General features: G+C 69.9%; 26 protein-coding genes, 1 tRNA gene and 1 pseudogene. 13 read left to right on the forward strand and 15 right to left on the reverse strand.

Annotated features, from left to right (window positions below):
• Positions 1–49 precede the first annotated feature (49 nt).
• Both AB0D27_RS39610 and AB0D27_RS39615 read right to left on the reverse strand, forming a co-directional pair.
• Positions 50–1474, reverse strand: coding sequence for a hypothetical protein (locus AB0D27_RS39610; protein WP_362518856.1), 1425 nt, complete (start codon positions 1472–1474; stop codon positions 50–52).
• A gap of 75 nt (positions 1475–1549) precedes the next feature.
• Positions 1550–2332: a DUF4097 family beta strand repeat-containing protein gene (locus AB0D27_RS39615; RefSeq protein WP_362518858.1), complete on the reverse strand. Its 783-nt coding sequence runs from the start codon at positions 2330–2332 to the stop codon at positions 1550–1552.
• Positions 2333–2519: 187 nt separating this feature from the next.
• On the opposite strand from AB0D27_RS39615, the gene AB0D27_RS39620 reads away from it, so the two are divergent.
• Positions 2520–2594 (forward strand) — tRNA-Val (locus AB0D27_RS39620).
• A gap of 92 nt (positions 2595–2686) precedes the next feature.
• Here AB0D27_RS39620 and AB0D27_RS39625 read toward each other — a convergent pair.
• Positions 2687–3052: a tyrosine-type recombinase/integrase gene (locus tag AB0D27_RS39625; RefSeq protein WP_362518909.1), complete on the reverse strand. Its 366-nt coding sequence runs from the start codon at positions 3050–3052 to the stop codon at positions 2687–2689.
• 76 nt (positions 3053–3128) lie between these two features.
• On the opposite strand from AB0D27_RS39625, the gene AB0D27_RS39630 reads away from it, so the two are divergent.
• Complete coding sequence (locus AB0D27_RS39630) at positions 3129–3404, forward strand: hypothetical protein (protein WP_362518911.1); 276 nt, start codon at positions 3129–3131, stop codon at positions 3402–3404.
• Positions 3405–3756: 352 nt separating this feature from the next.
• Positions 3757–4197, forward strand: coding sequence for a hypothetical protein (locus tag AB0D27_RS39635; protein ID WP_362518860.1), 441 nt, complete (start codon positions 3757–3759; stop codon positions 4195–4197).
• A gap of 14 nt (positions 4198–4211) precedes the next feature.
• Here AB0D27_RS39635 and AB0D27_RS39640 read toward each other — a convergent pair whose 3' ends face one another.
• Positions 4212–4541 carry a hypothetical protein gene (locus tag AB0D27_RS39640; RefSeq protein ID WP_362518862.1) on the reverse strand — a complete coding sequence of 110 codons (330 nt, stop codon included), beginning with the start codon at positions 4539–4541 and terminating at the stop codon, positions 4212–4214.
• Between the two features lie 259 nt (positions 4542–4800).
• Here AB0D27_RS39640 and AB0D27_RS39645 point away from each other — a divergent pair.
• Positions 4801–5001 (forward strand): annotated as a pseudogene (locus tag AB0D27_RS39645) (CPCC family cysteine-rich protein); the annotation flags it as partial.
• 231 nt (positions 5002–5232) lie between these two features.
• On the opposite strand, the gene AB0D27_RS39650 reads toward AB0D27_RS39645, so the two are convergent.
• A complete protein-coding gene (locus AB0D27_RS39650) occupies positions 5233–5664 on the reverse strand; it encodes a hypothetical protein (RefSeq protein WP_362518917.1) in 432 nt (143 codons plus the stop codon).
• Positions 5665–6352: 688 nt separating this feature from the next.
• On the opposite strand from AB0D27_RS39650, the gene AB0D27_RS39655 reads away from it, so the two are divergent.
• Complete coding sequence (locus tag AB0D27_RS39655; protein WP_362518864.1) at positions 6353–6904, forward strand: hypothetical protein; 552 nt, start codon at positions 6353–6355, stop codon at positions 6902–6904.
• 141 nt (positions 6905–7045) lie between these two features.
• On the opposite strand, the gene AB0D27_RS39660 is transcribed toward AB0D27_RS39655, so the two are convergent.
• Positions 7046–7366, reverse strand: coding sequence for a hypothetical protein (locus AB0D27_RS39660; RefSeq protein WP_362518866.1), 321 nt, complete (start codon positions 7364–7366; stop codon positions 7046–7048).
• Positions 7367–7765: 399 nt separating this feature from the next.
• On the opposite strand from AB0D27_RS39660, the gene AB0D27_RS39665 reads away from it, so the two are divergent.
• Entirely contained in the window at positions 7766–8254 is a 489-nt protein-coding gene (locus AB0D27_RS39665) for a hypothetical protein (protein WP_362518869.1), read from the forward strand.
• A gap of 441 nt (positions 8255–8695) precedes the next feature.
• On the opposite strand, the gene AB0D27_RS39670 is transcribed toward AB0D27_RS39665, so the two are convergent.
• Positions 8696–9691, reverse strand: a complete 996-nt coding sequence (locus AB0D27_RS39670) for a DJ-1/PfpI family protein (RefSeq protein ID WP_362518872.1) — start codon at positions 9689–9691, stop codon at positions 8696–8698.
• A 180-nt stretch (positions 9692–9871) separates the two neighbouring features.
• Between AB0D27_RS39670 and AB0D27_RS39675 the strand changes: the two genes are divergently transcribed.
• Positions 9872–10462, forward strand: a complete 591-nt coding sequence (locus AB0D27_RS39675; RefSeq protein ID WP_362518874.1) for an isochorismatase family protein — start codon at positions 9872–9874, stop codon at positions 10460–10462.
• Between the two features lie 211 nt (positions 10463–10673).
• Here the strand turns inward: AB0D27_RS39675 and AB0D27_RS39680 are convergent, their stop codons facing one another.
• Entirely contained in the window at positions 10674–11021 is a 348-nt protein-coding gene (locus tag AB0D27_RS39680) for a hypothetical protein (protein ID WP_362518877.1), read from the reverse strand.
• Between the two features lie 183 nt (positions 11022–11204).
• Here AB0D27_RS39680 and AB0D27_RS39685 point away from each other — a divergent pair, with 183 nt between their 5' ends.
• The 4 genes from AB0D27_RS39685 to AB0D27_RS39700 are packed head-to-tail and all read left to right on the forward strand — an operon-like array spanning position 11205 to position 14628.
• Complete coding sequence (locus AB0D27_RS39685; protein WP_362518880.1) at positions 11205–11681, forward strand: MarR family transcriptional regulator; 477 nt, start codon at positions 11205–11207, stop codon at positions 11679–11681.
• 20 nt (positions 11682–11701) lie between these two features.
• Positions 11702–13087, forward strand: coding sequence for an MFS transporter (locus AB0D27_RS39690; RefSeq protein WP_362518914.1), 1386 nt, complete (start codon positions 11702–11704; stop codon positions 13085–13087).
• A gap of 2 nt (positions 13088–13089) precedes the next feature.
• Positions 13090–13677 carry a hydrolase gene (locus AB0D27_RS39695; protein WP_362518882.1) on the forward strand — a complete coding sequence of 196 codons (588 nt, stop codon included), beginning with the start codon at positions 13090–13092 and terminating at the stop codon, positions 13675–13677.
• Positions 13678–13716: 39 nt separating this feature from the next.
• The gene (locus tag AB0D27_RS39700) at positions 13717–14628 is read left to right on the forward strand and encodes a LysR family transcriptional regulator (protein ID WP_362518885.1); all 912 of its coding nucleotides are present in this window, start codon (positions 13717–13719) and stop codon (positions 14626–14628) included.
• A 9-nt stretch (positions 14629–14637) separates the two neighbouring features.
• On the opposite strand, the gene AB0D27_RS39705 is transcribed toward AB0D27_RS39700, so the two are convergent.
• Entirely contained in the window at positions 14638–15543 is a 906-nt protein-coding gene (locus tag AB0D27_RS39705) for a 2-dehydropantoate 2-reductase (protein ID WP_362518888.1), read from the reverse strand.
• 119 nt (positions 15544–15662) lie between these two features.
• The gene (locus AB0D27_RS39710; RefSeq protein WP_362518890.1) at positions 15663–16472 is read right to left on the reverse strand and encodes an MBL fold metallo-hydrolase; all 810 of its coding nucleotides are present in this window, start codon (positions 16470–16472) and stop codon (positions 15663–15665) included.
• 71 nt (positions 16473–16543) lie between these two features.
• Between AB0D27_RS39710 and AB0D27_RS39715 the strand changes: the two genes are divergently transcribed.
• Positions 16544–16774: a DUF2277 domain-containing protein gene (locus AB0D27_RS39715; RefSeq protein ID WP_362518893.1), complete on the forward strand. Its 231-nt coding sequence runs from the start codon at positions 16544–16546 to the stop codon at positions 16772–16774.
• 9 nt (positions 16775–16783) lie between these two features.
• Here the strand turns inward: AB0D27_RS39715 and AB0D27_RS39720 are convergent, their stop codons facing one another.
• The 5 genes from AB0D27_RS39720 to AB0D27_RS39740 all read right to left on the reverse strand — a co-directional run bounded on the left by AB0D27_RS39720 (position 16784) and on the right by AB0D27_RS39740 (position 22645).
• Positions 16784–17407, reverse strand: coding sequence for a VTT domain-containing protein (locus AB0D27_RS39720; protein WP_362518895.1), 624 nt, complete (start codon positions 17405–17407; stop codon positions 16784–16786).
• 173 nt (positions 17408–17580) lie between these two features.
• Positions 17581–18036: a DoxX family protein gene (locus tag AB0D27_RS39725; protein WP_362518898.1), complete on the reverse strand. Its 456-nt coding sequence runs from the start codon at positions 18034–18036 to the stop codon at positions 17581–17583.
• Between the two features lie 84 nt (positions 18037–18120).
• Positions 18121–20058, reverse strand: coding sequence for an FAD/NAD(P)-binding protein (locus AB0D27_RS39730; RefSeq protein WP_362518900.1), 1938 nt, complete (start codon positions 20056–20058; stop codon positions 18121–18123).
• Between the two features lie 151 nt (positions 20059–20209).
• Entirely contained in the window at positions 20210–21910 is a 1701-nt protein-coding gene (locus tag AB0D27_RS39735) for an alkaline phosphatase D family protein (protein ID WP_362518903.1), read from the reverse strand.
• Positions 21911–22000: 90 nt separating this feature from the next.
• Positions 22001–22645 (reverse strand): HNH endonuclease family protein, encoded by a 645-nt coding sequence (locus tag AB0D27_RS39740; RefSeq protein ID WP_362518905.1) that lies wholly within the window; start codon positions 22643–22645, stop codon positions 22001–22003.
• 433 nt (positions 22646–23078) lie between these two features.
• On the opposite strand from AB0D27_RS39740, the gene AB0D27_RS39745 reads away from it, so the two are divergent.
• Positions 23079–23660 (forward strand): TMEM165/GDT1 family protein, encoded by a 582-nt coding sequence (locus AB0D27_RS39745; protein ID WP_362518907.1) that lies wholly within the window; start codon positions 23079–23081, stop codon positions 23658–23660.
• The last annotated feature ends 174 nt before the right edge of the window (positions 23661–23834 follow it).

The raw sequence follows: 23834 nt of genomic DNA on the forward strand, positions 1-23834 counted from the left end.
GGCGGGGCCCCCCCCCCGCCGGCCCCCCCCCCCCCTCCGAGGGGCCGCGTCAGACGCCGCCGCCCCGCTCCCCGCGGATCTGGGAGACCACCCGGGCCACCGTCTGCCGCACCGCCTCCGTCTCGGTCAGGAAGTGCCAGTAGTCGGGGTGGCGGCCCTCCAGCGAGGCGATGGCACGGTCGAGGCGGGCGACGGAATCGTCGAGCGGGCGGGCGTGCCGCGGATCGGGGGTGCTGCGGCCCGACATGGCGAGGCGCTGGGCGTCACGGATGGCGAACCGGGTGCGGTCGATCTCCTGCTGCGGATCCTTCGCCACGGCGTTGAGCCGCCGCAGCCGGTCACCGGCCGCCGACACGGCTTCGTCCGTGTTGTTCAGCAGCGCCCGCACCGTCGACAGCAGCGAGGTCGCGTCCGGCCAGCGCTGCGCGTCACGCGCGGCCTGGGCCTCCTTCAGCTTGGCCTCGGCCTGCCGTACGTTCTCCGCGGCCTGCTCCGGTACGTGCTGCAGGTCCTGCCAGCACGCCGCCGAGAACCTCCGCCGCAGCTCGCTCAGCACCGGCTCCACCTGCCCGGAGCGGGTGGTCAGTGCCTGCGCGCGGGTGCGCAGCGAGACGAGCCGGTGGTCGATCTCGGCGGCCCGCTCCGGCAGCCGCTCGGCCTCCGCGCGTACCGCCGCGGCCTCCCGGGACACCCGCTCGGCACGCTCCAGCGTCTCCGGCACGCCGTGCTGCCCCGCCCCCTGGTTGAGCTTCGTCAGCTCGGGCCCGAGGGCGGCGAGCCGGCCGGCGAGATCGTCGGCCTTGAGCCCCGACCCCCGTACGCCGTCCAACGCGTTCGACGCGGCCAGCAGGGCCTGGCGGGCACGCTCGACCGCCGGAGCGAGCCGGGCGAGCTGCGTCTCGGCCTTGCCGAGCAGTGGCCCAAGGCCCTGCGCGAAGCGGTCCAGCTCCCCCTTCACCCGCCCCAGCTCGTCCTTCGCGGCCGTCAGCTCGCCGCGGGCGCGCGCGGCGACCGACGCCTCCAGCTCGTCCCGGTCCAGATCATGAGCGTCGACAGCGGTGATGTACTGCTGGCTGGCCTCGTCGATGCGCTGCCCCAGCGCCGCGAAGTCGGAGACCGCGCGGCGGGCCGCGGGGGAGTCGTCGACGGCCGTGATGGTCTCGATCGAGATGCGCAGATCCCGCTGGGCGGTGTCGAGCTCGTAGAAGGCGGCCGCGGCGGCGTCCTTCGCGGCCTGCGCCTCGGCCCGCTGACCCTCGGCACGCCCGCCGAACCACCGCCGGGTACCGCCGCCCGCGAAGGCGGCGGGCAGCGCGAGGGCGACGACCAGGGGCAGGGCGACGAGGGTCAGCACGTCACGGACGACGTAGGAGGACCGGCCTGCCGCTGGAGGACGATGTGGCGCTGGTGAACGACGTGCCGGCTGTGCGCATGGCGCAAACGGCGAGTACGGCTGCGAAGGTGTCGCCGTCACATCCCTCTCCCGTGCTGTCATCCGCCTTGCCCGGCTGTCATTCTCCCACCGGTTAAGGACGAACACACGGGCCGGTCAGTTCGCGGTTCGTACCGTGATCTTTCCATCACTGGTGTGGGCGGAGACCACATGCGAGCTGTCGTCGCTCCGGGGCACTGACACATGCACCGAGCCGTCACCGCTCGCCGTCGTCACACGGTACGTGGCAGGGGGCAGCGCGATCGAGACGGAGCCGTCCTGGCTGCGGGACTCCACACGGTCGGGCACGGCACCGAGTTCGAGCCGCACCGAGCCGTCCTGGGTGCGGGCGCGCACGCTGCGCGAGTCGACACCGAGCGCGCTGATCGAGCCGTCGGCGGTGCGCAGGTCCAGCGGACCGGACGAGTCGGCCACGCGCACGGAACCGTCCGCCGTACGAATGCTGAGCGCGTCCTCGAAGCCACGCGCGGTGACCCGCCCGTCCCCGTCATCGACCTTGACGGCGACCCCGCGCGGCACCACGATCCGGTGCCTGGCCGAACAGTCCGCGACCATGCCGGAACACTTCATCCGCAGCACCAGCCGGTCGTCGTCCTTCATCGCCCAGGTCACCCGCGGGTCCCCGCCCACGACGACATGCCCCTGGAACCACCGGGTGACCTCGACCTGGCCGGCCTTGGCGGAGTCCGACACCACGAGATCGAGGGCGGAGTCGTCCGAGTCGACGGTGAGCGTCCGCCCGTGCAGCGCGAAGGCCCGGTGCTCCGGCGCCTTGTCATCCCCGGCGGACGCGCCACAGGCTGCGGCGCCCGCGACCAGGGCCACGACGACGCCGGTGACGACGGCGGCGCGGACAGGAACGGTAACGGTACGGGCCATGATGATCTCCCCCTGAGACGGACTGCGACGACTCTTCGACCGTACGGATCCGGCCCTCATCGGGGCATCCGGACCACTCCCGGATCGGGGGTGGGGTTATCCCCCGCTCCCGATCCGATCCGTCGGCGGCCCCGGATACGGGTTTGCGAGGCATCCCCTCGGGCAATGTAGGCTGTCGACTCGTCCTGGGCGCGTAGCTCAGCGGTAGAGCGCCGCCCTTACAAGGCGGATGTCGGCGGTTCGAAACCGTCCGCGCCCACCAGTCTCAGGACACGAACAAGGCCCAGGTCAACCGGTGTGAATCCGGATGCCTGGGCCTTGATCTTTCTCGGCTGCCTTTCGGCGCCGTGCCACTTACGTGCCAGATGGACCGCCCGGGGGCCGCTTCACCTTCCTGATCTGCCCGTCGACGTAGTCGGCGATCTGGTGGTCACGGCCGTTGACGAGGTGCTGGTAGATCAGCGCGGCCCGCACGGACGAGTGGCCCATCCGGTGCATCAGCTCGCGGGTGGTTGCTCCGCCGGTCGCGGCGAGAGTGTTCCCGGTGTGCCGGAGATCGTGGAAGTGGACGTCACCGAGGCCGGTCGAGGCGAGCGCCCGGAGCCAGATCCGCCGGAAGTTGTTCCGCCGCAGGACACCGCCGCGAGCGCCGACGAAGACGACTGGCGTGATTTGCGGCTCGAAGACGAAGACTCGCCCGTATATCGCCAAGCAGTCCACAGAGGCCGAGGAAGCCCTACCCGCCAGACCCTCGGGCGGCGCCATCACCAATCCTCACTGTCAGGCGTTGCCAGAGGTGAAGGGGCTGCGCCCACTCATCCTCGACAGCGCTCTCGCTGGGGTTCTCCGTCGGCATGCTACGAAGATCGGGGTAATGGCTGGCTACGAATGGGCAGCGCCGATCGCCGATCGCATCTGGCGTGACAGCAACTGGACCTCCCACCGCTATCACGTCTACCTCCAGTGGATGTACGCGGCCAGCGAGCAGCTGACAGCTGCGTCGATCGAGTGGCCCGCAGCGCCGGACGTCCTCGAACTGGCCCTCTTCAGCGCGGCTTGGGACCCCGCATAGGCCAGGTCGTGGGCAGAGAGGCCGTGCCATTCGCGTGCCAGATCCTGCGGGGAACCACGGGGACTGGCCACGGGTGCGACCAGGGCGCCAACGCCACTCCGCCGCAGGTCAATACGGCAACTGCCACCAGAAGACCCCGAGCTTCCCAAGCTGAGTGTCGAACCTGTGGCAGCGGCAGCGATTTACCCCGGCATGATCGGCCAACGCTTCCCTTTGTTCGCCAGCCTGCCATCGCCGACGCCCCTCTGTCTCCAGGCTCGCGGCCAGCTGGTCAATCAGAAGGTGAAAGCTACCGACATGACCTTGAACTGACCTCTTGCTGACCCATGGGAAATTGAGGATATTCACTAGCGTGACGGAGCGTGAGTACCGCGACTACAGCGACACTGAGCTGCATGAACTCAAGAGAGATCTAGAGAAGTTTCAGCGAGCGAAGATCCGTGAGAAGCATGCAAGCGTTGACCCAGACGACACTCGTATTGCGGGCGAGCACAGCGTGCGAGTGGGGAAGTTGCTGGCAGAAATCGAGCATGAGTTCGCCACTCGCAGGGAGGAGCGACGAAACCGGCGGCTAAGTCAGGATCGGGCGGCAGGGTTTCATCCCTATCAATTCACCATTCCTGATGTACGCCCGCTGCTGCCGTTGGATGGCTCCTCGGCTGCCCCCATTGCACACCTTGAGGCCTGGGTATTCCACTGGGCTATAGGCCAATTAGGCAACGGTTTGATCGTCCAGAGAGCAGATGGTGTACGCGGCCTATTAACCCGCATGGACGGCGTTCGACGTGCCTGAGCTTGTTCCTTTGCTCAGGGCGAGGGCGTGAAGCCGGCGGAAAGGTCCAGGTGGAATGGGGAGCCCGGATCCCTCGGGGTCCAGCCTTCACGAAGAGCAAGCTGGATGGTCTTGGCAACGTCGGATGGCAGTACGGGCTTGGCGTCACGTCGGAACCAGTTGCCCGGGTGTGGCTGGTCAGTCGTGACCACGAGCGTTGTCCCGACGACGTCTGCCTGTTCAACCGCGAACTGGCATGGTGTCCAGGCAAGAGCCTGGAAGTACGTCGGCCTGCGGCGCAACCGCCAGCGGTAAGTCGTACTGTCGACGACGATGCGTCGCGATCCCTTGCGGCCCAGTGCCATGGCTCCTCCTCGACACGGAGGATGCTAGCCAGCCCGCCCCGCCCGGGCGTCTCAATTTCCGTCTCATTCAGCCCCGTTCACGGCCGTTCATCCAGGACCGCGCGCCGAGCTCGCCCCACGGACCAACCGCCCATGAACGCAGGTGAACGCCCTTGAACCCGGCCCAAGAGCCCACCAACACAGTGGGAAAGCGTGCACACCAGAGTCAGAAGCCCTTGATCGCGCGGTGTCAGCAGATCAGGATGCAGACGTGACCTTCATGGTGGTTCGCGGAAGCGCCGAGTGCGGGCCGTACCGTTGTCCCTGCTGCGGCTTTATCACCCTGGCCGAGCGTGGAGTCTTCAAGATCTGCACCGACTGCCGCTGGGAGGACGACGGCCAGGACGAGCACGACGCCAGCGAGGTGCACGGCGGCCCCAATCGCAGCCTGAGCCTGCGCCAAGCTCGCCGGAACTTCCATGTGTTCGGCGCGTGCGACGAGCGCAGCGCCCAGTTCGCTCGCGCTCCGCTGCCAGAAGAGCACCCTGACAGCGGCACACCCTACGGAATACAACAGCGAAGTACCGCTACCACAGCAACGGCCCCCGACCGACGCCTAGGGGCTTCAGAGCGGCCAGTGCGACCGTCCCTGCCCTATCCCCACATAGCTACGGATCATCTGCTTTGTTTATATAAGTGGGCAGCGCGCATATCAGCGAGAGTTGAGAGCATTCTCGGCTTTATCAACCAGTTGCCTATAGTAAGGCCAGGCTGGCAGATCGGTTGGCCTCGCTGCGTCTCGATGCGCAAGAAACGGCGCCGCCTTGTATTTGAGCTTAGCCAATGAAGGTGACCAAAGTTCAATGAAGTCCCCCTCGTTGATATACCCCTTGGCGCAATAGAAGCCTGCGACGTCAAGTGTGGCCAATGCTCTATTTGCACTGCCATACTCTTCTCGGCTGAGTTCGGATACCTCTTTGTCGAGGTTGAAAAGAATATGCCTTCCGGCCTGCAATTCGGTGGAGAGGAGCATCTCGTGCAGCTTGAGGGTGAGGTCTCGTTTGTCAAGCCTCTTTCGATCCGCAAGCGAGAAGATACTGATTCCGAGCGCAAGAATGGAAATGGCCACTCCGGAAAATTGCATGGCGAACTCCCGTCAATTCATACGCATCGGCTGGGTTTATCCGACGCAAGTCTAGGGCGCGAATTTCAGTCGTGCTAGAGGGGAGTCGGCCCCGGTAGTCGAACTCTTAATGCGGGTGCCGGTGCGTGCCACAGCCGTGCCACACCGGAGGGTCAACCACGGTCAACGACAGTTCGCCGCAGTCGAGAAGCGCCGCCCAGCTGGGGACTCTCCGAACCTCGCGTGACCTGCGTACCTTCGCCGCCCCGTACAGCCGCCCTTACAACGCAGTGGTCGCGGGCGCTCTGGGAGGTCATGATCTGCGGATGGACGAGTACACAATGTCAACGCGCCGCCCCGACGTGCCGGGGCGGTCGCCAGAGGAGGCCTGGACGGCGACTTGTGCAGCTCTCCCCCTGGGGGCCTCGGTCGTGGGAGAGGTCGTCGGACGCCAGCCCTTCGGCGTCTTCATCCGGGTCGACGGAGTTCCAGGCGCCGTGGCGCTCGCTGAGATCCTTGCGATTCCCGAGGGAATGGGGCTGCCCGTTCTCGGGGCACGCATCTACGGTGAGGTGATCGCGCACGCCGAGCACAACCACCAAGTGAGATGCCTCGCTCATGTGATCACGCCTTTGCGGTCTTTACTCGCCGCCTGTCACATGGGCCACGCGGAACGGGCAGTGTCAGTGCCGTGCCGTAGCTTCCGTCCATGGACATGGGAGACGTGCCGGCGTGGGCCGCACTTGTCGTATCGGTCGGGGCTGTTGTCGTCAGTCTGAAAGCACGCGGCGACGGAAGCCGCGCTGCCGACGCGGCAGAGAAGTCAGTTACGGAGGCGAAGCGTTCGGCTGACGCCTCGGAGCAGGCGGTAGCGGAGGCACGCCGTTCCAGTGATGCCGCCGAACGGTCAGTGGCCGTCGCGGAAGAGACGTTGGCGGACCAGCGCCGCGAAGCAGCGGAGCGCCGAGCGGCTGATGCGGAAGCGAATCGCCCTCGTGCGGTGCTCAAGATTGAGCACGCAAACAAGGCGAAGTGGCATCTACTGAACCACGGTACGGCCGCAGCGGAGAACATCGTCTGCGTCGATGAGGTCGAGGCCATGATCAGGGACTGGCCTATAGGCTTGTCTCTGCCACCAGGGGAGGTTTACGACTTCATGATGGCGGGATCAATGCAGGCGTCGATCCCGTCGGTGCTGCGGCTGAAGTGGGATGGTCAGGACGAACCGGTGCCGCTGCGGGTGCCGCCTCGCGTCGGCTGACTCAAGAAGCGACAGGGCGGTTCTGACATCACCAGCTGACATCAACGGCGGCGAACGATGGTGCACCGAAGCGGCCACAGCCGGATCGGAGAGCGACCAACGAGCCCCGTTCTGGCACGCCGCAACGCACAGCGAGCGAACTTACAAGGCGGATGTCGGCGGTTCGAAACCGTCCACGCCCAACAGTCTCAGGAGACGACTAAGGCCCAGGTCAGCCGGTGTGAATCCGGATGCCTGGGCCTTGATCTTTCTCGGGGGCTTGTCGGCGCCGTGCCGGAGATCGTGGAAGTGGACGTCACCGAGGCCGGCCGCGTCGCGGGCACGTAGCCAGGTCCGGCGGAAGTTGTTGTGGCGCAGGGTGCCGCCGCGGGCGCCGACGAAGACGAGGCCGGTTCGGCCGGCACTTGCGTACTCGGCCAGATGGTGCGCCAGCTCGGGCACGAGCGAGGCCGGGAACGCCACGGTGCGGACGGCAGCCGAGCTCGTGGGCTCCTTGACCGTCAGGCCGTCTGTCCGCGTCTCGTCGTGCGAGCGGCGGACGGATACGGTACGGGGCGGGCGAACGCCAAGGGACGCCGTCGCCGCTTCGGATCCGGGCGCAAGTTGCCCTCCGGGCGGTTTCAGGCCCGTTGCCGGGGCCCGACGGGTTGATGCGCACGGCTGACAAGATCTTCGCTACGCAGAGCGACGCGGACTACGGCTCGTGGGGGTACAAGGTGACCTTGAAGCGGTAACGTTCCGCTGGCGGTAGCAGCTGTGGTGGCGTCGAGATTCGCTCACGGGTCGGCGACGCTGCCCACGTCCGAGACCGGCTGGAAGTACCACGTCCGAGACCGGCTGGAAGTACTGGGAAACCTCGTCATGACCTATTCGAGCCCGCGGGCTTGGCTCACCGGATGCGCTGTGGCGGCTTCAGCAATCCTGCTCACCTCATGCACGTCCGGCAGCGGTGACGGTAAGGCCACCAAAGATCTCTCGTCGCCTGCCGCGAGTGGGTCGCAGGCGGCAACAGGATCGTCCGAGAAGGAGCTCACTGAGCAGGCTCAAGCGGCCCTGACCGCCGTCCACAGCGGGAAGATGGTCGAGGCCGGCGCGGAGCGGGTGACCGACGGCATCCACACCGAGCCGAGCCTGAGCAAGGGCAAGACGTACAGGCTCAACCTGGTGTGCGTTGGCAACGGCAGTGCGCAAGTGACATTCACACCGGCGAGCACCGGCACAGAGACCAAGGTGCCGTGCGATCAGTCAGTGATGCAGCAGCGGATCACCGTGCACAAGTCGGTACACATCGATGTCGACGGCGCCAAGGGGTCAACCGGCGTGATCGCCTGGCAGATCGACGCCATCTGATCCGGGCATACGGGCGTTTCCGGCACGGCTGCTGGGGGCGCTCAGTCGAGAGGACCCCTCGGCCTTCTGCTCGGTTGGCTCAGGCGTTGGGACGCTTGCCGTGATTGGCCTTCTTCTTCTTACGGCCGCGTCGCTTGTTCCCTCGCTTAGCCATGGTGCGCATCTCCCTCATTCGGGGCTTTCTATGCCTTCGCCAGTCTAGATTCGGCCCGGAGTGTCCGCATCAGCGGTGCCGCGGCCACAGTGCCCATACCGGCGCTCCGCCACCCCGGAGCAATCACTGGCTTGTGTCGAATGCGCGTCGAAGCCGCCCACGCAAACCACCGGGCAACGAGGCGGCAGCCAATCGGTTGCTGACGAGGCCCCGCCGCAGGTCAACACAGCGACGGCGCCCGTCGTCCAGGTCCGCGGCCGCTCCCGCGTCTCCCTCGCCGTGCCGGCCTAACCGGAATGCCGGAACCGGCTGCGGTACTCCGTCGGCGTCGTATTGAGCTTGCGACGAAACGCGCGGATAAGGGTGTCGATCGTGTGGAAACCGCAGGCGGACGCCACACGTTGGAGGGTGTCGTCCGTGGATTCGAGTCGGTTCCGTGCCGCTTCGACGCGGGCTGACTCGATGTAGGCAGCCGGGGTCGTGCCGAGTTCCGTCTTGAAGATCCGGGTCAGTTGTCGTTCGCTCACGTGGGCGTGGTGGGCGAGATCGGGCACGGTGAGGTGGTCGGTGAGGTGCTGCGTGATGTAGTGCCGGAGATCTTCCATGCGTCTGGTGGTCGAGACGGGGTCGATGGGGACGCTGAACTGGCTCTGCCCGCTGGGCCGCTTCAGATACATCACGAGCTGCCGGGCGACGCGCAGCGCGACGGCCTCGCCGAAGTCCTCGGCAACGAGAGCGAGGGACAGATCAAGGCAGGCGGTGATGCCCGCACCGGTCCAGACCTGGCCGTCGCGGATGAAGATGGGGTCGGCGTCGACCTTGACCGAGGGGTGGTCGGCGGCGAGTTGCTGCGCGGTCGACCAGTGGGTGGTGGCGCGTTTGCCGTCGAGCAGCCCGGCGGCTGCGAGGATATGCGCTCCCACACAGACGGATGCGACGCGCTGTGTCCGGGCGGCGAGTGTTTTCACCCAGTGGACGACGGTGGGATCGGTGACGGCGTGGACGCGGCCTTGGTCGTCGACGTCGACCGAGCCGGGAACCATCAGGGTGTCGATGCTCCTCGCGGCGGCATCCGCGAAGGTGATGTCGGGGAGCACGCGAACCCCGGCCGAGGTGGTGACGGGGTCCATGGTTTCGGCCGCCAGGGCCACCTGGTAGCCCGTGGCGTCGCCGGTTTCCCGCTGGAGCAGGGCGAACACCTCCGGTGGGCCGGTGACGTCGAGCAGGTCGACCCCGTCGAAGAGGAGAACGACGACGAACCGGCTGATGCTGGCCGCGGGCATGGGTGGGTGCTCCGTCCGGGGAGGCAGGCGGGGGCCGAGTGGTGGGCGGCGGGCGGCGCCCCCCTCGGGTGTCGGTATTTGCAAGTTACGTGACATTGCCGCCACGCAGCGGGGCTTCGTAGCGTGGTCTGTGTCACCGCTCGGTGACCGTCTTCCACCCACTCGGCACGAGGTGCAGCCATGCCTACGACGACTCTGCGGGAACTCAACGGCTTCGACCAGACGCCGGCGTCGCTCGCGTCCGCGACGCTGATCCTGATCGACTACCAGAACACCTACACCCAGGGTGTGATGGAGCTTGACGGGTGGCAGGACGCGCTCGATGCGGGCGCGGCGCTGCTGGCCCGGGCCAGGGAAGCGGGCGCGCGGATCATCCACGTCATCAACGACGGTGGCGAGGGCACCCCGTACGACATCCGGGCCGAGATCGGCCAGATCCACCCGAAGGTCGCCCCTGTCCAGGGCGAGGCCGTCGTCGTCAAGAAGGTGCCCAACGCCTTCCTCGACACCGACCTGGCCGACCACGTGGACGCCGCCGGGAACAACGACGTCGTGGTCGCCGGCTTCATGACGCACATGTGCGTGGCATTCACCGCCCAGGGCGCGTTCCTGCGCGGCAACCGGCCCACCGTCGTCGCCGACGCCTGCGCAACGCGGCCCCTGCAGACGGCAGTTGCCGAGGTGTCCGCCGAACAGGTCCACCACAGTGCGCTGGCGACGATCGACGACCTGTACGGCGTCGTCGTCCCGTCCGCCGTGTCGCTGAACTGACCACTGCGCCGGGACGCCCCGCTGCCGGGGCGTTGCGTTCCCCCGCACAGTGTTCCCCCGCACAAGGCGTCCCCCCCGGCGGCTCGGCCCGACATCATGCGGGACCGGAGACTCGCCGCAGCCGCAGCCGCAGCCGCAGCCGCAGCCGCAGCCGCAGCCGCAGCCGCAGCCGCAGCCGAAGCCGCGGCGATGGTGTCGCTCACGCTGACGATCACGCCGACCGCCGGCCTGACGAGTCTTCGTGCGCGTGCTTCAGCCTCATCCGGGCGTCCACCTTCTCCGGAGTCGCCACCTCCGACCAGAACCGGTGGCCCGAGACGAACACCGCGAGTTCGCGCTCGCGTTGGCGGAGCTTCTCGACCTCGGCCTGTTCGTCGGGGGTCCAGCCGGGGGAGGCGGGGCGCTCGACCTTGCGCCAGCCGCCCGTGTCGCTGAAGGCGTCCAGCGGTTCGACCGACCAGGGGAGTTGTTTCAGCAGGGCCAACAGCTCGGCCCGGACCTGATGCAGCTCCTCCTGACCGGCGAGGAGGTCACTCGGAAAGTCATAGGTCGCAGCCACGCCGCAATGCTACGCCTGTTCGATTTTGGGAAGCGAGTTCCTTCCGGGACTTCACGCGAACGGGTGGCCGGGGGAGGGGGTGGGTCGCGCCGGGGGTGGGTCGCGCCGGGGTTCCGGCATTAGTCAGGGGAAACTGTGCAGGCCTAACTGGACAGCCTGAGCTGAATAAATTACCGTCCCGGTATGGATCAGGGACCCGTCCGTCCGAACCCCGAAGGCATCTCCGACTCCGCCGCCCGCGCCGCCCGCGATCTGCGGGTCGCGTTCAGTCTGTTGCGGCGCCGTATCAGGGAGGTCGGCGAGACAACGGAGGAGACGCAGGACCTCACGCCCTCCCAGGTGTCCGCGCTCACGCTGGTCAGCAAGAGCGGTGCCGCCACGGCCAGCGGGCTGGCGGCCGCCGAGGGGGTGCGCCCGCAGTCGATGGCGGCCACGCTCGCCGCGCTCGACCAGTACGGGCTGATCGAGCGCAACCCCGACCCGGGGGACGGCCGGCGCCAGCTCATCACGCTCACCGACGCGGGCCGCGAGCGCGTCGAGGGCACCCGGCAGGCCCGTGAGGAGTGGCTGGCCCGGGCCTTCCAGGACCAGTGCACCGAGGCCGAGCGGGGGACCGTCATCGAGGCGATGGCCCTGCTGGAACGGCTCACCCGGCCGTGATACCGGCCCTCCGGGAACGGATCCAACGGCGCTTTTCGACTTCGCGGCGTCGACCGGCCGACGGCTTCGACCGGCGGCTCATCGCCCCCATGGTCCTGGGTTCCGTACTCAACCCGGTCAACTCCTCCATGATCGCGGTGGCGTTGGTGCCGATCGGGCACGCGCTCGGGGCCCCCACGGCGCAGACCGCGTGGCTGGTCTCCGGGCTCTACCTCGCCACCGCCGTCGGGCAGCCCGTCATCGGGCGGCTCGTGGACACGTACGGGCCCCGCCGTCTCTACCTCATCGGTACGGCCCTGGTGGGCATCGCCGGGCTCCTCGGCGCCCTCGCCCCCTCCCTGGGCGCGCTCATCGCCGCCCGGGTGCTGCTCGGATTCGGCACCTCTGCCGCGTATCCCGCCTCGATGCATCTGACCCGGAGCGAGGCCGAGCGCACCGGGCGCGGCAGCCCGGCCGGGGTTCTGACCGTGCTCGCGGTCGCCGGTCAGACCGTCGCCGTCGTCGGCCCCACCCTCGGCGGACTGCTGATCGGCGTGGGCGGCTGGCGCACGATCTTCCTCGTCAACGTGCCGCTGTCGCTGCTCTGCCTGGTCCTGGGGGCGCTGCGGCTTCCCAAGCCGACGGCGCCCGCCGGTCGCCGCCACGCCGTGGACCTCGTCGGCATGGCACTGTTCGCCGCCCTGCTCGTCTCCTTGATGCTCTTCCTGATGAGCCCGCGGGCCGCGCACTGGTATCTGCCCGTCCTCGCCGCGGCGGCGGCAACCGGCTTCGCCCTGCGGGAACTTCGGGTCGCGGAGCCGTTCATCGATCTGAGGGTGCTCGGCGGCAACGCAGCCATCCTGGCCACCTTCCTGCGCCAATTCCTCAGCTATACGTCTGCGTACGCGTTCCTGTACGGGTTCACGCAGTGGCTGGAGGAGGGGCGGGGGCTGCACGCGGCCACCGCGGGTCTCGTCCTGCTGCCGCTGTCCCTGAGCGCGCTGATCGTCTCCGCGGTCACCGGGCGGCGGGAGGCGATCCGCGGCAAGCTGGTCGCCGGCGCTCTTGTCCAAGTCGCCGCATGTGCAGGCCTGTTGATGGTCCATTCCGGCAGCGCCGTCTGGCTGCTCGCTGGGGCCGGCGTCCTCATGGGCGTACCGCAAGGACTCAACGGACTGGCCAACCAGAACGCCCTCTACCGGCAGGCCGACCCCGCCCGGATGGGCTCCGCCGCCGGACTGCTGCGCACCTTCATGTACCTCGGCGCGATGGCCGCGTCCGCCGCCGACGCGGCCTTCTTCAGGCACGGCGCCGACACCGGCGGCCTGCACCAGCTGGCCCTCTTCATGCTCGCCGGAGCCGTGCTGCTCCTGGCGGTGACCCTGCTCGACCGCTCCCTTCGCCATCTCACCCCCCGAAAGGCCTGACCATGGCTGTCACCACGCTCGACCCGCGCACCGCGCTCGTCCTCGTCGACCTGCAGAACGGCACGCTCGGAAACCCCGCCCTCGTCCCGTACACCGCCGCCGAGGTCCTGGCGCGGGCCGGTCAACTCGCCGACACCTTCCGTGCCCAGGGCCTTCCGGTCGTCCTCGTCCGGGTGACCTTCGCCGCCGACGGATCGGACGCCACGCCCGGCCGCGTCGACGGCCCGAGCCGCTCCCGCAGCTGGCCGGAGGGCTGGGACATCATCGTCGACGAGCTGACCGGCCACCCCGAGGACATCGTCGTCACCAAGCGCAACTGGGGCGCCTTCCACGGCACCGACCTCGATCTGCAGCTGCGCCGCCGGGGCATCACCCAGGTCGTGCTGGCGGGCGTCGCCACCAGCATCGGCGTGGAGTCCACCGCCCGCGCCGCCCACGAACACGGCTACCACGTCACCCTGGCCACCGACGCCATGACCGACATCGACGCCGAGACCCACCGCAACAGCGTCGAGCGGATCTTCCCCCGGCTCGGCGAGACCGGCGCCACCGTGGAGATCGTCGAGCTGCTGGACAAGACCCGGGCCTGAGGGCGGTCCCTCGACGGGCCACCGCTACCTTTGAGCCTCGTGACCCTGGATGATCTGCGTGTTTTCGTCGCCGTCTGCCGGGCCGGGAGCCTCAGCGCCGTGGCCCGGGAGCTGGGCTGTACCCAGTCGGCGGTGAGCCAGCACGTACGGCGGCTGGAGCGCGAGGTCGGGGTCGGGCTGGTGGAGCGGCAGGCGCGCGGCGTCGTGCCGACGCGGGCCGGGCGGGTGCTGGAGCGGGCCGCCGCCGAGGGGATATCCGGGCTCGACCTCGCGCTGCGGCGGCTGGAGGAGATGGTGCGCGGGGGCGGCGGGGTGGTGCGGATCGCCACGGGCGGCGCCACCGTGCGGCACTTCATGGCCGACGCGGTGGTCGACTTCCGGCGGCGGTATCCGCAGGTGAGCCTGGAGTTCCAGACCGAGAGCTCCAGCCGTAGCTGTTTTGACGCGCTCGGCGACCACGGGCTCGACCTCGCCTGGGTCACCCTAGGACCAGCCGTGCGCGGTGTCGAGCAGCGGCCCGTCGTCGAACTCCCCTGGGTGCTCGCCGTACCCGCCGACGACGCACTCGCCGGGCGGGAGCGCGTCGAGGGGAAGGAGCTGGCGGGCATGCGGCTCATCGGGCTGCCCGAGAACTCCACCTCCCGCACCCATCTCGACGCCGCCTACCGGGAGTTGGGGATACCGGCCGCCGCCTCCGGCACCAGCGTCGCCGACTGGGACACCGCGATCCTGCTCGCCGAACTCGGCCTGGGTCACGCCGTCGTCCCCGCGCTGCCCGGCCGGCGGGACTCCGGCCACCCCGGCCTCCGCTTCATCCCCGTCCCGGCGCTCCCGCCTCTCACCGTCGGCTGGGCCGCACGCCAGTGGGACGCCCTCTCGCCCGCCGCCCGCGCCTTCGCCGACACGGTGACCCGCCACTGCGAGGACCGATCCGCAGGAGTACGCGACTGACGGTAGGGGTCAGTGCCCGGCTCCCGCCAGCTCCCGCACCAGCCCGCCCGCGACCGGCACCGGCACACCGAACCGCTCGGCCGCCCGCAGCAACGCCCCGCCGATCGCGTCCAGTTCGAGCGGACGGCCCGCCTCGGCGTCGCGCTGCATGGAGGACTTGGTCTGAGGCGGGAAGGCGTCGTAGCGGGCGAGGGCGGCCGCCGGGTCGACGGGGGCGCCGCTCGCCCGGCTGACCGCCGCCGTCTCCTCGACCAGGGCCGCCAGCTCCTCGCGGTGCTGCGTGCGTACGTCGCCGAGCGGCAGCCCGTACCGGGTCGTCAGCAGGGCGAACGGCGCGAGGAACGCCATCTTCGCCCACAGCGCCGCCGCCTCGCCGTCCTGGACCTGGACGCGCGCACCGGCCCACTCCAGGGCGCCTGCGAGTGCGTCGAGCCGTTCGCGCGGTGCCGTGTCGCCGGTCAGATCGATCTCCGCGAACGGGCTGCCGTGCTCGATCAGCCCCGGAGCGAGGCGAGTCGACTCCACCCGGATCACCGCGGGCGCCACCTGCTCGGGGCGGTAGCGCGCGCGGAGGGCCGCCGGATGCTCGACGCCGTTCAGGAACGGTACGACCAGACCGTCGTCGCCCAGCACCTTCGCCGGGACGCGCTCCAGGGCCGCGTCGAGGACGGTGGCCTTGACCGCGATCAGGCACGCGTCGACGGGTTCGCGCAGCTCCGTGTCCGCCTCCACGCGCGCGGTGAAGTCGCCGAAGTGAGCGCTGCGCACGCGGATGCCGTCCGCACCCAGCACGCGCGCGCTCTGCTCCCCTGCCAGGCAGATCACCCGGTTCCCGGCGCGCGCCAGGAGCGCGGCGAGCAGCCCGCCGACCCCGCCCGGGCCCAGTACCGCCACCGTCAGCCGGTCCTTCGCCATGATTCCCGCTCCTCTCGCCATGCCCTCGAGCGAGGGCCCCGGCGATGATCACAAGGCACGGACACCCGAGTCAATCCTCGGAGAAGCTTGCCCAACTCCAAGGCGCTGCTTGGGTCTCGCTACGGCAGACGTACAAAAGCCCCCGGCTCCAGCAGGCGCAGCCGGTCCGTGAGTCCGGCGTCCGCGAAGGCCTTCGTCAGCGTCGCGCCGTCCTGCGTGAAGTGGCCCCAGTGCTCGAAGTGCAGCGGTACGACGATGGGGGTGTCCCCGCCCGAGCGAAGTCGAGAGTGGGGGAGGGCGCCGAGGATCTCGGCCGCCCGCACCGCGTCCTGGCTCGTCAGGGTCAGCGGGGCGTCCGGCACCAGCGGTGTGCGGGCCGCGCCCGCGAACAGCACGGCCACGTCGAACGGCCCCTCCCGGCCGGCGATGTCGCGCACGACGTCCAGGGACGCGTTGTCGCCGCTCACATACACCTTGGGCAGCCCGTCTCCGGACAGTGCGAAGCCGGTCACCTCGCCCACCAGCGGCTCCGAGCCGTCGGGCCCGTGCTGCGCGGGCAGGGCGGTCACCCGCAGCACACCCCCGTCGGGGCGCGGCAGTTCGACCGACTCCCAGGAGGGCAGGGCCCGCACGGGCGCGCCGATCCGGCCGTACGCCGACGCCGTCGACAGTGTCAGTGGGGCGCCCTGGAGATACGTACGCCCGGAGGTGTCGAGGTTGTCCGGGTGCTGGTCGTGCGAGAGCAGTACGGCGTCGACCGCGCCGACCTCCGCGGCCCCCAGCGCCGGCCCGGCCGTCTTGACCAGCTTCCGCGCGCCGATCGGGTACTCGCCGGGCGCGTCGAAGGTCGGATCGGTCAGCAGCCGTACGCCGCCGAGCGTGATGAGGGCCGTGGGGCCGCCGACGTAAGTGATCTCCACAGTGGTCATGCCCTGCACAATCGGCGCGGGATCAGCGCTATTCCGGGGCCGTGACGGCGCGTACGCGCGAGACTGGACGTATGTGCCGCAGCATCAAGACGCTCCGTCCGCCCGCGCTCCCCGAGGAAGCCACCGAGGAGGAGATCCGCGCCGCCGCCCTCCAGTACGTCCGCAAGGTCTCCGGCTTCCGTGCCCCGGCCGCCCACAACCGTGAGGCCTTCGACCGTGCGGTCGAGGCGATCGCGGCGGCCACGGCCGACCTCCTCGACGGCCTGGAGGTACGTGGGGCGGTGGCCCAGCGCGCCGGCTGACCCGCAGGCTCAGGCGCCGGTGCCCGATTCCTGGACGGCGGGCCGCCGCATCAGGTACGCCGCCCCGGCGCCGGCGACGAACAGGGCCGCGAAGGAAACCCCGGTGGCCAGCCAGGTCGCGCCCAGCCACTGGCCGCCGAAGTAGCCGAGGGCCACGCTGTACGCGGCCCAGACGAGGCCCGCGAGGATGGACCAGGGCAGGAACTCGCGCACCCGGCGGTGCGCCGCGCCGGCGCCGAGTGAGACGACCGAGCGGCCGGCCGGGGCGAAGCGGGCGACGACGACCAGGGCGCCGCCGCCGCGCGAGAGGGCCACGCCGAGACGTTCCTGCGCGCTGGTCAGGCGGCGGGAGCGGGCGATGGCCCGGTCCAGGCGCTCCCCGCCGCGCCAGGCCAGGCGGTAGGCGACCAGATCGCCCAGGACCGAGGCGGTGGCCGCGCAGAGGGTGAGCATCAGGATGTCGGGCACGGCGTGCGGGACGGCACCGGTGGCGGAGCCCGCCGCGGCCGTGGCGGCCGTGATGACCAGGACGCCGCTCGGCAGAACCGGCAGGAACACATCAAGAAGAACGGACACGGCCACCGCCGCGTAGATCCATGGGCCGCCGGTCAGCGACCCCACACTCTCCAGCACCGAAACACTCCCCTGAAATCCCCCGTAGGCACGACCACGCCGCGACGTCGCGGGGAGCGGCAGGGCGGCCTGTAACAGCCATACAGCGTACGCGGCGGTGTGACAGGAGATCCACGGGGGGCTCATGTGTCTGTCACACCGCCTTCACGCGCCGTATCGGCCGGGGGCGGGGATCAGGCCGCGACGGGCTCCGAGGCCCGCTTGTCCTCCGTGGCCGAGGAGGTGCGGCCGGCGAACAGCTGGTCGAGGCCGAGCGCACCGGAACCGGTGAACACGAGCAGGAGCATGGTCCAGCAGAACAGTACGGCGAGTTCGCCGCCGTTCTGGATCGGCCACAGCGCCGCCGACTGGTGCACGTCGAAGTAGGCGTACGCCATCGAGCCGGACGAGATGAGGGCCGCCGCGCGGGTGCCGAGGCCCAGCAGTACGAAGGAGCCGCCGACGAGCTGGATCACGGCCGCGTACCAGCCGGGCCAGGTTCCGGCGTCGATGGCGGCGCCGTGGGTGCCCGCGGCGCCGCCGAGCACGCCGAAGAGGGAAGCGGCACCGTGCACGGCGAAGAGCAGGCCGACGACTATGCGGAACAGGCCGACGGCGTAGGGCTGGGCGCTGTTGAGGCGTCCGGTCATGTGGGGGAACTCCTTCGGTCTGTCCGGTCCGTGGGGGACCGGATCTGGGGACGGAACCGAGTGAGTCATCAACGTTAGGCGAACCTAATCAATGCTTGCAAGTTCAACATTCGGCCATGGAGCGGATTCCGTTTGCCGTTCCGTTTCGGCTGTCGCCGCACGTAGCGCGGCCCGCGCCACCGCGTCGGCGTCCGAAAGTGTGACCGAATCCACCCCTGGCCGGGCCCCGGCCGCGGTCACCCAGTGCACGCCCTCCGTGGGCACCCCGAACGCGAACCGCCTTGGGTGCGCCCGCCCTTGACGGTCAATCAGACGGTAGGGGCGGGGTGTTACGTCCAGCCCCCCGGTTTCGTAACCGTCGACGGTGTGCGGGCGGCACTGCCCCGTCCTCAGTAGCCGCGCGAGGAGTTCGTCGGCACTGCGCCGCACATCCGGTTCCGGTAGCCGTGCTTCCACCAGGGTCCTCGCCCGTACGGCCGATCCCGGCACGTCGGGGGAGTGCGCCACCCATGCCCCGCCCTCCGCCCGCACCTCGAGCCGTGGGCCGACCACGTCCAGGACGCCCGCTTCGATCAGTGCGGCCATCTCCTCGACGCGACGCCGGGGCGGCCCGATGGAGAGGAAGGCGTTCAGCGGCGTATACCAACGGTCCAGGTGGGCCCGGCGGGATTCGCCCGACAGCCCGCCGTGGTCCACGATCCGCCGCAGCTCGTTGCGCAGATCGCGCAGCACGTCGAGAGCGGCTTTGAGGGGGCCTTCGACATTCCCGAGCGCGGCCTGCCCGGCGTCCTCGCGCAGCCGGCCGAGCAGCCAGTCGCGCCAGGCGCCGACATCGGTGAAGGCATGTCCGGCGTACGGGCGTGACAGGCGGTCCCAGGACCAGCGGTCGGCGTCCCCGATGCCGAACTCCTCGAGAAGAGCGGCCTCTTGGGGATCACGATGACCGACGGCGAGGAAGCGCTCCCTGAAGTCCGGCGCCTCGGGCCACCCCAACAACGCCTCGTAGTACACCGTTTCCACCTCCTTAGCGACCAGCGGCCATATCTCGCGCAGGAAGTCCGGCGCGTCACCGGAGTCCGCGCGCTTGCGGAAGCGGGAGATCACCTCGTCGGTGAGGACGGCAGGCGTGTGACGGCCGTACGGACCCTTGGCGTTGTCGCCGCGTGCCTGGTACGGGACACCGCGCCGGGAGCCGGCGTACAGGCGCGGCTCGCGGCCCGAGGGCAGATAGCGCATGCCCTCGGGGGTGCGGACGAAGTGGCCGCCGCGACCGGTCGTCAACAGGGCCATGTGATCGAAGAAGTTGAGGCCAAGGCCCCGCAGCAGGACCGGTTCGCCGGGGCCCAGCGGGGAGAGGTCGACGTCGGCCGGGTTGGCGGGCGGGACATGGCGCAGGCCGTGCCGCTCGGCGTACGCGGTCAGGCGCCGCTGCTCCGGGTCGGCGAGTACCGGCAGATGACCCTGCGTGAGGACGACGGCGGCGAGGCCGGACAGGGTGCGGCCGGTGGACAGGGTGAGGGTCTGACAGCCGTCGGGTGCGTCGTCGAGCCGTATCGCGCGGGCCGCGTGCACCTCGACCCGCACCGCCTCGGGCGCCCCGCGCACCACCTCGCCGAAGACCCACTCCAGGTACCGGCCGTACTGGGCGCGGGTCGGATACTCGTCCGGGCCCAGCTCGCCACCCGCCCACTCATGCAGGCTCGGCCCCGGACATATCGGCCCCGAGCAGTCCACGCTCTCGTCGGTGAACAGCGTCACCTGCGAGGCCACGGTGTTCATCAGCAGATGCGGCGACTGCGCGGTGCGCCAGACACGGCCGGGCCCTGGCGGCTCCGGATCGACGACGTGGACCGTCAGTCGCCTGCCCGGTGGGAGCAGCTCCGACGCGGAGGCACAGAGACGTTCCAGGACGCTGGAGCCGCGGGGGCCCGCGCCGACCAGGGCGACGGAGACAGGGGTGGTCCCGGCGGGCGCGGAGGGTGCTGCAGACAAAGGTGTGACTCCCGGGCGTGTGGGGCGCATGGCAGCAAACCGCCCGCTGGAAGCGGACGGTCCGCCTCATCATGCCGTCGTACGGTGCGGGAGCCGAGCCCTGCAGCGGATGATCGGCGCGGGGTGTGGGATGCGTCACGAGCATCACGGACAACGCGCACAACAACCGTACGGAAAGGGACTATTGCGGGACGAGAGGGGTGAGGACGGACTCCATGACGGTCGCCAGCCGGGCGCTTCCGCCGCTTCCTCCGCTTCCGCCGCTTCCTCCACGGCCGTCACTTCCGCCCCCGCGCACCGCCCGCGCCTGCTCGAGCCGCAGCGACGCCGAACGACCGCGCAGGGTCAGCGTCATCAGCTGATTCCCGAACCAAGGGCCGCCGGTCTTCCGCCAGTCCACCGGAGGACGGGCGCAGCCGCCGTGCCGGGCGAACCGGTGACCGAGAGCCCGCGCCAGTCCGCCCCAGCCGAAGCGGAAGCCGAGCCGTATGGAGAGCGGGATGGAGTTGTGCACCGGGGAGCAGGTCAGCTGGAAGACCCGGGCGTCGGGCCCACGGCCGGGCCAGGACGGCTCGGCGACATACGCGTGGTGGACGTCTCCCGACAGCACGCACACGGTCGCTGGTGCCGCCGCCCCCGAGCCGGCCTCGGCGATCAGCTCCGTCAACGCCGCGAACGACGCAGGGAACGCCGCCCAGTGCTCCAGATCCGCCCGCCGCCGCAGCCCCTCCCCGAGCCGCGCCCAGCGTGCGCCCCGCTCGCCACGGCACAGCGCCGCGTTCCACGCCTCGGCGTCGTGCACGAGCGGGGGCAGCAGCCAGGGCAGGGAGGTCCCGATGAGGAGATGGTCGTACGAGCCGGGCGCGTCCAGCGCCTGTGCCCGCAACCACTGAGCCTCCCCCGGATCGAGCATCGAGCGGTTCTCCTCCTCCAGAACGCGGGCCGCGCGCGTGTCGAGCATGATCACGCGGGTGCGCCCGAAGTCGCGGCGGTAGCTCCAGCGGACCGAGGCCGGGTCGGTGTCGGCCTGGGCGGCGAAGGCGCGCAGCACGTCCGTACCGTCGGGTGTCTTGCGGACGGCGGCGTACAGAAGGTCGTCGGACAGCTCGCCCGGTGAGAGGTTGCCGAGGTGCTGATACACCCAGTACGACATCAGGCCGCTCAGCACCCGCTCACGCCACCACGGGGTGGCGCGCATGTCGGCGACCCAGGCGGCGCTGGTGTTCCAGTCGTCGATCACGTCATGATCGTCAAAGATCATCAGGCTTGGCACGGTGGACAGCAGCCAGCGGATCTCGGGATCGAGCCAGGACTCGTAGTAGAGGCGGGTGTACTCCTCGTAGTCCGCGACCTGGTTGCCCGGAGGGTCCGCCAGACCCCGGCGCGCGGCGATCCACCGACGCGTCGCCTCCGAGACCTCATCCGCGTACACCTGGTCGCCCAACAGCAGCAGCACGTCCGGGCGTTCGCCGTCGGGGGCCGAGGCGATACGGGCGGCGAGCGTGTCCAGGGCGTCGGGCCCCACCGGGTCCTTCTCGTCCTCCGGGGGCGCGGCCCAGCGACAGGAGCCGAAGGTGACGCGGACGGCGGCTTCGCCGGCGTCGGGGGTGCGGACGACCGAGGGCGGGAAGGGGGAGCCGGGCAGCGGCCAGACGTTGTCGCCGTCCAGCAGGACCTCGTACGCGCAGGCCGTGCCCGGCGTCAGCCCGCTGACCGGCACCAACGCGTAGTGATGGCCCGCGACTTGGAAGGTACGGGCCGTGCCGCGGGTGCCGTCGGCGCAGCGCACCTCGGCGGTGCAGGGACGGCTCGCCTCGACCCAGAAGGTCGCGGACGAGCCGTCGACGTACCTCAGCAGCGGCCCCAGGCGCAGCTCCGCCATGGTGATCACCCTCCTCCGTCGCCCCGTACGGTACGGAACGACGGAGGTCGGCGGGGAGGGGCAGGGAACCGCGAGTATCGGCCCGGGCGGTCAGCAGCCGCTGAGGACCGAGCTCAGCTTGGACTTCTCCGCGGAGTCGACCGAGAGGTCGTAGTAGTACTTCACCTGGACCCAGGCGCGCACGTAGGTGCAGGCGTACGAGCTGAGCGGCGGCATCCACGTGGCCGGGTCCTGGTCACCCTTCGACTGGTTCACGTTGTCCGTGACCGCGAGGAGCTGCGGGCGGGTCACGTCGTTGGCGAAGGACTGGCGGTGGGCGGTGGTCCAGGCGCTGGCTCCGGAGTCCCATGCCTCGGCCAGCGGCACCAGGTGGTCGATGTCCACGTCGGAGGCGGCGGTCCAGGTGGCACCGTCGTAGACCGAGTGCCAGCTGCCGCTGGTGGCGGTGCAGGCGGAGTCGGTGACGACGTTCGTACCGTCGCGCTTGAGGATGTACTCACGGGTGTTGCAGGTGCCGCTGATGGTGATCCACGTCGGGAACAGGTCGCGGCTGTAGCCGGTGCGGTTCTCGGTCGCCACGGTGAGCGAGGCGAGGTAGGTGCGGGCGGTGGCGGCGCTGACCGGGGTGGGGAGGGCGGCGGAGGCGGTCGGGCCGTTGAAAATCCCGGCCATGGCTATCAGGCCCGTGAGGGCGGCGAGTATGCTCAGCCGTCGACGCGCGTAGACCTTTGGCATGCGAACTCCCTTGGGGTGTGGGGGCGTTGGGGTGCGAGCGAGGGAATGCTCGCGGCGCCGTATTGCGGCGAGGTGTGTGTTCGGTAAGAAGCTAGTGACGTGTGCATGACAGGACAAGGTGCGGGGCGGGACTTTCGGCCCTGAGGGCTGCTTCGGCGGTCCCGTACTATGGATGGCGCAGAAGGGGAGTAGCTCTTCGCCGGACCGTCGACATACTGCTCAGCTCGTCTGAGCCGGCGCCCGGAGGCAGGCCCACATTCGCGGGGTCGGCCAGCGAGACCTTCGGCAAGCAGTGCACTTGCCCGTGCCGTGACGTTCGGTGGGGGCGCTTTCGCCCGCGCCTTCCGGTGCGGGTGCCGTGTGTGCTGCCGTGCCGAGGTGTCGCAGCGCAGTCACAGACTCTCGGTGGGGCGGCCCGACCGATTGAGGAACCTTGATCAGCTTCAGCGTTATGGCGCTCGTCTTCGGCGTCGTCTTCCTTGCCGAGCTGCCGGACAAGACCGCCCTCGCCGGGCTCGTCCTCGGCACGCGCTATCGCGCCTCGTACGTCTTCGCCGGTGTCGCCGCCGCGTTCGCCCTCCATGTCGCCCTCGCCGTCGCGGCGGGCAGTGTCTTCACCCTGCTGCCGCAGCAGATCGTGCACGCGGTCACCGGGGTGCTGTTCCTGGGCGGCGCGGCGGTGCTGCTGATGAAGAAGGGCGAGGACGAGGATGAGATCCGCAAGCCCGCGAACCAGAGCTTCTGGAAGGTGTCGGGGGCGGGGTTCATGCTCATCCTCGTCGCCGAGTTCGGCGACCTCACCCAGATCATGACGGCGAACCTCGCTGCGCGGTACGACGATCCGCTGTCCGTGGGTCTTGGTGCGGTGCTGGCTCTGTGGGCGGTCGCGGGGCTGGGGATCGTGGGCGGTAAGGCGCTGATGAAGCGGGTGCCGTTGGGGTTGGTCACCAAGGTGGCGGCGGTGCTGATGCTGTTGCTGGGGGCGTGGAGTCTGTACGAGGCGGTGGCGGGGTAGGTCGGTGGAGTCTGTACGAGGCAGTGGCGGGGTAGGTCGGCTGCCTTGCGCCCGGTGACTGGTTCGGGTCGCCTCCGGCCCGGTGGGGGGTCGGGGCCGCGCCGGTACATCCGCCCGCATCCGAACGGATCGACTGTGGGTGAGGAGGGTGCCGTATGCCTTTGATCCGTCCGG

It is taken from the genome of Streptomyces sp. NPDC048415 (genome assembly GCF_040651675.1).
Lineage (GTDB): Bacteria > Actinomycetota > Actinomycetes > Streptomycetales > Streptomycetaceae > Streptomyces.